This is a genomic window from Alterirhizorhabdus solaris (assembly GCF_007785815.1).
GTDB lineage: Bacteria > Pseudomonadota > Alphaproteobacteria > Sphingomonadales > Sphingomonadaceae > Alterirhizorhabdus > Alterirhizorhabdus solaris.
Genome location: NZ_VNIM01000140.1, coordinates 1 through 8384, shown reverse-complemented (window position 1 = coordinate 8384; position 8384 = coordinate 1). Strand labels below are relative to the sequence as shown.

6 protein-coding genes are annotated in these 8384 nt (G+C 72.9%); 4 read left to right on the top strand and 2 right to left on the bottom strand.

From position 1 onward, the window contains the following. Positions 1-224 precede the first annotated feature (224 nt). Genes FOY91_RS19820 through FOY91_RS19810 form a run of 3 tightly spaced genes read left to right on the top strand, consistent with a single transcriptional unit; the run spans position 225 to position 2589 of the window. Positions 225-1022 carry an exodeoxyribonuclease III gene (locus FOY91_RS19820; protein WP_145155582.1) on the top strand — a complete coding sequence of 266 codons (798 nt, stop codon included), beginning with the start codon at positions 225-227 and terminating at the stop codon, positions 1020-1022. After that, positions 1019-2092 carry a GTP cyclohydrolase II gene (gene ribA, locus FOY91_RS19815; protein WP_145155580.1) on the top strand — a complete coding sequence of 358 codons (1074 nt, stop codon included), beginning with the start codon at positions 1019-1021 and terminating at the stop codon, positions 2090-2092. The genes FOY91_RS19820 and ribA overlap by 4 nt, the downstream gene beginning before the upstream one ends. Continuing rightward, positions 2089-2589 carry a L,D-transpeptidase family protein gene (locus FOY91_RS19810; RefSeq protein WP_145155578.1) on the top strand — a complete coding sequence of 167 codons (501 nt, stop codon included), beginning with the start codon at positions 2089-2091 and terminating at the stop codon, positions 2587-2589. The genes ribA and FOY91_RS19810 overlap by 4 nt, the downstream gene beginning before the upstream one ends. A 73-nt stretch (positions 2590-2662) precedes the next feature. On the opposite strand, the gene FOY91_RS22115 is transcribed toward FOY91_RS19810, so the two are convergent. After that, positions 2663-4009: a metallophosphoesterase family protein gene (locus tag FOY91_RS22115; RefSeq protein ID WP_203234644.1), complete on the bottom strand. Its 1347-nt coding sequence runs from the start codon at positions 4007-4009 to the stop codon at positions 2663-2665. A gap of 256 nt (positions 4010-4265) precedes the next feature. Beyond that, the gene (locus FOY91_RS19800) at positions 4266-6449 is read right to left on the bottom strand and encodes a polysaccharide biosynthesis tyrosine autokinase (RefSeq protein ID WP_145155576.1); all 2184 of its coding nucleotides are present in this window, start codon (positions 6447-6449) and stop codon (positions 4266-4268) included. A gap of 209 nt (positions 6450-6658) precedes the next feature. Here FOY91_RS19800 and FOY91_RS19795 point away from each other — a divergent pair, with 209 nt between their 5' ends. Beyond that, complete coding sequence (locus FOY91_RS19795; RefSeq protein ID WP_145155574.1) at positions 6659-8248, top strand: tyrosine-protein kinase domain-containing protein; 1590 nt, start codon at positions 6659-6661, stop codon at positions 8246-8248. Positions 8249-8384 lie beyond the last annotated feature (136 nt).

Genomic DNA, 8384 nt, shown 5'->3' with positions numbered 1-8384 from the left:
TATTCCTTACTCGTTGTGTCTCTCTCTTGTACTACAGTCAGTTGGTATGCTCATGTGCTGAGACCAGCTGTCTGTCGTTGTCTTTTTTAGCAAAGACGACGCACCCGACAACAACCCACTCAGAGGGGTCCGCCAGCGCCGTCGGTTGTAAAAAGAAACCCCCCCCCCGCCGATACGCCCGCCGAGGCTGGCGCAACGCCCGACCCCCCGCTACATCGCCGGCCATGAAGATCGCCTCGTGGAACATCAATTCGGTGCGCGCGCGGCTCGATATCGTCGAGCGCTTCCTCACCGCCGAACAGCCCGACATCCTGTGCCTGCAGGAAACCAAGGTAGTGGACGATACCTTCCCCGCCGACATGTTCCAGCGGCTCGGCTACGTCCACCGCGTGCTGAACGGCCAGCGGATGCACCACGGCGTCGCCATCCTCAGCCGGCTCCCCCTGTTCGAGCATGGCCGCCACGACTGGCAGGACAATGGCGAGGCGCGCCACGTCGGCGTGCGGCTGGAGAACGGCGTGCGGGTGGAGAACGTGTATGTGCCGGCGGGCGGCGACGTGCCCGACCGCACGGTGAACCCCAAGTTCGGCCAGAAGCTCGACTTCATCGGCCGCATGACGCGCTGGTCCGAGGAACTGCGCGAGCCGACGCTGATCGTCGGCGACTTCAACATCGCCCCGCTGGAATGCGACGTGTGGAGCCACAAGGCGCTGCTCGACGTGGTGAGCCATACGCCCATCGAGGTGGCGGCGCTGGCCGCCTTGCAGGCGAGCCACGACTGGGTGGATCTCGGCCGCCGTTTCATCCCCGCGCCGGCCCGCAACTTCACCTGGTGGAGCTACCGCGCGAAGGACTGGACCGCCAACGATCGCGGCCGCCGGCTCGATCATATGTGGGCCAGCCCCGCCGTCGCCGCGACCGCGACGGCGCACAGGGTACATGAGGATTGCCGGAGCTGGCTGCGCCCGTCCGATCACGTGCCGCTCGTCACCGAGTTCGACATGGCGGGGGTCGGGCTGTGAGCAGCCTCGACCGTTCGGCCGCGCGCGCGATCGATGCGCTGCGGCGCGGCTGGCCGGTGGCGGTGTCGGCCGCCGACGGCCGGCTGGTGCTGCTGGCGATCGAGGGGGCGGACGACGCCCGGCTGGCCCGCTTCGACCCCGCCGGGGCGTGCGCCGTGCTGCTGTCGGCCGGGCGCGCGGCGACGCTGCACCTGACCAACCAGCGCGATGCCGCCGACGGCGAGGCGGCGGGCGCGGTGCGGATCGCGCGGGTGCCGTGGCTTGATCTGGCGGCGGCGGTGGCGCTGGCCGATCCCGCGCTCGATCTGGCGAACCCGCTCTCCGGCCCATGGCTGACCGAACCGCTGGAGGCGCCGCTGGCCGCAGCCGCCGCGCTGCGGCTGGCGCGGCTGGCCGGGCTGCTGCCGGCCTTCTTCCTCGCCACCGGCGACACGGCGGCGGAGGTGGAGGTGCAGGCCGCCGCGATCACCGCGCACGATGCCCCCGCCCGCCTCGCCATCGCCTCGCGCGCGCGGCTGCCGATCGCGGCGGCGGACGCCTGCGAGATCGTCGCCTTCCGCAACCCGGACGACGCCGCCGAGCATGTCGCGCTGCTGATCGGTGCGCCCAACGGACAGCCGCCGCTGGTGCGGCTGCACAGCGAATGCCTGACCGGCGACGCGCTCGGCTCGCTCAAGTGCGACTGCGGGCCGCAGCTCGATGCGGCGCTAGCGGCGATCGCGGCGAGCGGCTGGGGCGTGCTGCTGTACCTGCGGCAGGAAGGGCGCGGCATCGGCCTCGTCAACAAGCTGCGCGCCTATGCGTTGCAGGATCAGGGGTTCGACACGGTCGACGCCAACGTGCGCCTCGGCTTCGCCATCGACGAGCGCGATTTCGGCGTGGCGGCGGCGATGCTGCGGCTGATCGGGCAAGACCGGGTACGGTTGCTCACCAACAACCCGGCCAAGGTGGCGGGGCTGGAGGCGGCCGGCGTGGCGGTGGAGACGCGGGTGGCGCACGCGATGACGTCCAACCCGCACAACCACCATTATCTCGAAACCAAGCGCGACCGCACCGGCCACATGCTGTGAGCCTGCTGCGGGTGGATACGGCGGCGGGCGTGCTGACCGCGTTCGGCCATATCATCCCGTGTGCGATCGGGCGCGGCGGCGCGCTGCCGGCAGCGGCCAAGCGCGAGGGCGACGGCGCGACCCCGATCGGCTGCTGGCCGTTGCTGGCGGTGCTGCTGCGGCCGGACCGGGTGGCGCATCCGGGTGGTGCCCTGCCGTGGCGCCGGCTGCGGCCCGGCGACGGCTGGTCGGACGACCCGGCCGACCCCGCCTATAATCGCCCAGTGCGCCATCCGCATCGCTGGTCGGCCGAACGGCTGTGGCGCGAGGACGGGCTGTACGACGTGATCGTCGTGCTCGGCCACAACCTGCCGCCGGTGGCGGGGGCGGGCAGCGCGATCTTCCTCCACTGCTGGAACCGGGGGAAACCGACCGAGGGCTGCATCGCGATCGACCGCGCCGCGCTGCTGGGCCTGCTCCCGCAGCTCGCCCCCGGCGACACGCTGGCGATCGACTGACCGGCAACCTCAGCGTAGCGTTGGTCAACGCTGGCGGCACGGCCCGATCCAGCGGCCCGACGGCACGATCACCTCATTGCGGACGGACCAGCCCCACCGGATCGACGCCCCGCCGGGCCTGCGAGTTCTCGGTGGCGACCGAAGTGCGGCCGGACGGCAACTTTGCTGCCCCGTCCCGATCGGGCGCAAGGGCGATATCCACCGGCGTCACAGGCAAGCCGGCGTCCGCTGCCGGGCGGATGACGGACGGCGTGGCGGTGCGGGTGTCCGGCGCGCGATCGGCGCCGGCCTTGCCTGACGCCTCGCCTGTATCGGCCCGTGACGCCGATCGCTGCGCCGCCGTGCTGCCGCGTCGGTCCGCCTGCGGGGCGAGCGCGGCGGCCGAAGCGGGGGGCAGCGCGATCCGGATACTGTCCGGTGCCGCCACCTCGGGCAGCGCATAGCGCTGCACCCCCGGCGCCGGCCCGGGCGGCCGCAGCAGCACCGCCGCCACCAGCGACGCCGCGCTCGCCAGCAGCAGCACCGCGACGCCGGCACGCGGCCACCGCCGGCGCCCGGGCACGGCCCCGGCCTGGGCAGGCTCGTCGTCACGCAGGATCGCCGCGACGTCCGCCTCCAGCCGGTCGCGATCGACGGGGTCGGTCCGCTCGTCCGAGGCGTCGGTCGCGAGCGTCCAGCGGCGGTCGTCTTCCAGCGCCAGCGCGGTCAGCACATGCGTGCGGTAGGCGCCAGTATCGATGCCGATGCGGTTCGACCGGGTGACGACCCCGCTTTCGGTGATCGAATGGCCGTGGACGACGAGGAACGGATGATCCGCCCCGCTCTCCAGAAACTCGCGGCGGATCCACAGCATGTCCTGCGCCGACTGGCCTGACAGCGGCACCTCGGGGCGAATGCCGGCGTGGACCAGCAGATAATCGCCGGCGACATGGCTCGGCGGCAGGGCGTCGAGCCAGCCGAGCGTCTCGGCCGGGATCCGCCGCCGCGCCTCCTGCACCAGCGCGTTGCTGGCGCCGGCTTCGAGGATCGCGGGGTCGGTTCCCCAGCTTTGCAGCGCCGCATCGCCGCCGTGTCGCAGCCACAGGCTGAAGGCGTTGAAATTGCCCCGCACGCCATCGACCATCATCGCCTCGTGGTTGCCCTTGAGCACGACGAACCCCGCCGATCGCGCCGCCAGCGTGCGGCATGTCTCGACGACGCCGGCAGAATCCGGCCCGCGATCGATCAGGTCGCCGAGCACGACGATACGGACGCCGGCCGGCGCGCGTGTCGCATTGTCCCGGCGGATGTGCCCGATCAGCGCGGCGAACAGGTCGAACCGGCCGTGGATGTCGCCGATCACGTACAGCCGCTCGCCCACGGGCACCCGCGCCGGGCGGGCGGCGGCGGGGATCTCGATCGGGTCGGCGCGGCTCGGCATCGTCCCCTCCTCTACGCGCTCCCGCCCCACCGCGAAACCATCGCCCGGTGGCCCGGCCCGGAACGGGACAGCCCGCCCGACGGATGGATGCGAGGATGACCGGGCCGACGGCGCTGGCCGCGTTGTCCGGCGGATGGGGGGAGGCACGCGGCGACGGCGCTGGCGAGCACCGGCAGCAGGCGGCCTGCCGGTCGCCGGTCAGGCATCCGCCGCCCGGCAACCGCGCCGGCCGTCCCGGAAGGGACGCCCGATACGATCAGCTATCGACCATCGTCAGTGTCGTGGCGACCGGCCGGGCGCCGGCCTTTTCGAGCAGGTCACGCGCCATCATCGTCGCTTCCACCGGCGTCCGTCGCGCACGCGCCACCAGCAGCACGCCATCCGCCGCCGCCGCCAGCTCGCGCGATTCGGACAGCGCCAGCGCAGGCGCCATGTCGAGCAGCACGAGGTCGAAATCGCGCTCCAGTTCGCGGACCAGCGCGGTCATCGCCGGCGAGGACACCGCGCCGTTGGCCGCGAGCCGCTCGCTCGCCTGCGCCAGGAACCACGCGCCCGACGGCGTGTCGCGCTGGATCACGTCACGATAGTCCGCGCCGTCCTCCAGCACATGCGCCAGCCCGGTCTTGACGTAGGGGCTGAGCGCGCGGCTGGCGGCCGGGCGGCGTGCGTCGCAGTCGACCAGCACCACCCGCAGGCCGGAGAGCGCCGCCGAGCGGGCGAGGCAGATCGCCACCGTCGTCTTGCCCTCCTCGGCCAGCGCCGAACAGATCGCGACCGAGCGCAGGCCCGTGCCGCCAGCGCCCAGCCGCAGCCCGGTGTGGATGCCGCGAAACGCCGTGCTGAACGCGGAGTGGCGGTGGTTGTAGAGGAAGTCGGGCGGCCCCATCGGATCGTCGGCCGCGAAATCCGCTTCGCGCACGCCGCCCAGATCGGGCACCATGCCGACCACCGGGAGGCCGAGCCGACGTTCCAGCTGGCGACGGTTGCGGAAACCCTTGGTCGTCGCCTCCAGCAGCAGCACGCCCGCACCCACCGCAAGCAGCGCCGCCGCCAGCCCGCCCAGGGCGAAGACGAGCGGATCGGGCAGCGAGCGGGCGTTGCGCGCGGCCCCGCGCGAGATCAGGTAGGCGGTGCCCTGGTCGCGCCGCTGCGCCGCCATCATCACGGCATAGCGTTGCGCATAGTCGGCGTAGCGCAGGTCGGCGGCAGCGGCGCGATCGCCGATCTGGCGCAGTTGCGCGGCGGCGGCATCTCCCGCCGCCAGATCGCCGACGGTGCGGGCGCGGGCCGCGCGCAACAGTTCCACGTTGCGCCCCGCGATCCGGGCGTTTTCCGCCAGACGCGAGACGCGACGGACCTCGCCGGCCAGCTCGCGCGCGATGTCGCCGCTCCGACTCGCGGCGGTCGCTCCGTCGCCAGGCGTGCGCGATCCCGCCGCATCCGCCTGCGCGGCGCGCAGCTGGCGGATGCGCGGCGAGGTGATCTCGCCCGACGGCCCGGCCCCGGCGTTGCCACGCGCCTCGCGCAGCCGCGCCTCCGCATCGGTCTGCTGCGCCACGGCGGCACCGATCGCGCCGTCCAGCGCGGCGATCTCGGCGAAGATGCTGTTGCGGTCGCGTCCCTTGCGGACGAGCGAGATCGCCTCCTGATAGCCGCTCGCCAGCGCGCGGTTGCGAATCCGTTCCTCGCGCGCGCCGGTCAGCTGCGCTTCCATCGCCACCCGCGCCCGGCCCCGCGCGCCGCCGGTCCGCCGGTCCGCGATGTAGCTTTCGACGAGATGGTTGACGATGCCGGCGGCCAGCACCGGATCGGCGGCGGTGTAGCGCACCGCCACCGCATAGGAGGCGCCGTTGGTCTGCACCCGCAGGTTGTCGCGCACCTCCGCGATCGCCTGCCGGCGCGCGACGGCGGGCGGCAGCAGCGCGCCGCGGCGCGGCTGGCCCAGCCCGCGCACGTTGGCCAGGCCGAGCCGGTCGACGACGCCGGCCGCCAGATCGGACGAGGTGAGCAGGCGGATCTCGGTATTGCGCGCCAGCGGGCCGTTCGAGGCGGCGGCGGTCGGCGTGGCGGGGCCGAGCCGCTCGAAGCCGTGATCGAGCCAGAGGTCGGCCTGCGCGGTGAAGCGGCGGGGGACGAGCAGATAGGCGGCAAGCGTGGCCGCAAGCACCACCAGCACGATCGCGACGATCCACCGGCGATGGTGCCGCAGGGCGGCGCGGATCATGGCGAGGCGCCCGGTCTTCCCCTGCAGCCCCGCGACCGGCATGTCCTGCCGCGCGGACGGCGGCGCATCGGACGGCGAGGCCCCCGCCGACGAGGTTTCGGAGGCCGGCGCGCCGGATGCGGACGCCGAGCCTGCCGACGCCGCATCGTCGACGGACGTTTTCCACGCGGACGGGACCGGCTCGGTGAAGACGCGGCTGTGGTCGGTGGCGCTCACCTTCGTCCCCCCCAAGGTCTCGTCCCGTCGTTTCGCTGCTGGTGTGGGCACTCTTTAACAATCGTTTCGGCCATCCGGCAAATGCTTCCTGACCGGGGCCGCCACGCCGACGGGCGCGGTGCCGCGCGCATGACGGTTGCAGTGCCGCCGCCCTCGCATAAAGAGGAACGCCCGGCGGATCGGACCGGGAGCCGGCCGAGGGATATCTGGTGGACGACGCGCGCGATCTGGAGACGCCGGAGCGGACCGGCGAAGGGACCGGGCGGCATCCGGTGGCGCGCGCGCCGCACGAGATCGCGGCCGAGGTGCCGCGCGGCTTCTCCCCCCGCGCGATCCTCGATGCGGTGCGGCGGCGGCGGCGGGTGTTCCTGATCGCGCTGGCGGCGGTGCTGGCGATCGGGCTGGCGCTCCTCGCGATCCAGCCGGCGCGCTATACCGCCACGGCCGAGGTGGTGCTCGACACCAGCGACGGCGTGCTCGCCCCGCGCGCCGCCACCCAGCGCACCACCGAGGAGCGCGCCGGGCGCGAGATCCGCCTCGTCCGCTCGCGCGAGATGGCGGTGGCGGTGGCGACGGCGCTGAAGCTGGACGCGGGCTTCCTTGCCGACGACCCGCGCCTGCTCGCGCGGATCGGGCGCATGTTCGGCAGCGGCCCGGCCCCGCTCGACGCCGCCGGCCAGATGCGCGCGATCGTCGACCGGCTGACCGGCCCCCTGGCCGTGAACCGGCTGGAGGGCACCTATTCGCTGACGATCGGCTACACCGCCGGCGATCCGCGCACCGCCGCGCGCGTGGCCAACGAATATGCGGTGCAGTACAGCAGCGGCCGGCTGGCCGGGGCGACCGCCGCCGCCTCCCCGTTCGACCGGCCCTATGCGCGGATCATCTCGCGCGCGGAGCCGCCGCTCGCCCCCTCCTCGCCGCGTCCGCTGCCGGTGATGGCGCTCGCCCTGCTGGCGGGCCTGCTGGCGGGCACGGCAGCGGCGCTGGTGGTGGAGCGCAGGTTCTCCGGCATCACCGGCGGGCACGAGATCGAGAAGCTGCTCGGCCTGCCGCATCTGGGCAACGTGCCGCTGCTGTCCACCGTGCTGCCGGCCGCCACCTCGCCGCTGGAGGCGATGGTGACGGAGCAGATGTCCGCCTATGCCGAGGCGTTTCGCGGGGTGATGATGGCGGTGCGCCAGGCGGGCGGGCGCGGCACGCAGGCGATCGCGATCACCTCCGCGCTGCCCAACGAGGGCAAGACGACGGTCGCCGCCTGCCTCGCCCGCTCGATCGCCCTGGCCGGCGAGAGCGTGGTGCTGGTCGATTGCGACGCCCGCCGGCGCGATACCAGCGCGATCTTCGGCATGGCCGGCCGCCGCCCCGGGCTGGTGGAGGTGCTGCGCTACGAGGCCACGCTGGACGAGGCACTGGTGCGCGATACCGCGACCGGCGCGTGGCTGCTGCCGCTGACCGGCCCGATGGCCGAGGTGTCCGACCTGCTGAGCGGACCGCGCATGGTGGAGCTGATCGAGGACCTGAAGCGCCGGTTCAAGCGGGTGCTGATCGACACCGCGCCGATCCTCGCGATCTCCACCACGCGCGCGCTCGCCACGATGGTGGACGTGGTGGTGATGGTGGTGCGCTGGCGGGCGACGCCCGATCACGCGGTCGTCACGGCGTTGCGGATGTTGCCGGACGATCATGTCCGCATCGCCGGCATCGTGCTCGCCCAGGTCGACATGAACCGGCAGGTGAAGTTCGGGCATGGCGACCCGGCCTTTTACTACAAACAATATTCGCAATATTACAGTTGATCGCCTTCCTGTGGCCGTCGTCACTTTGACAGGGGCCTGCATCGCGTAGATCACGGCGGACGGGAGCTTCGCCATGACCCATGATCGCGACGACAAGACCTGTGCCGGAAAGATCGACGGAGGACATATCGACGAC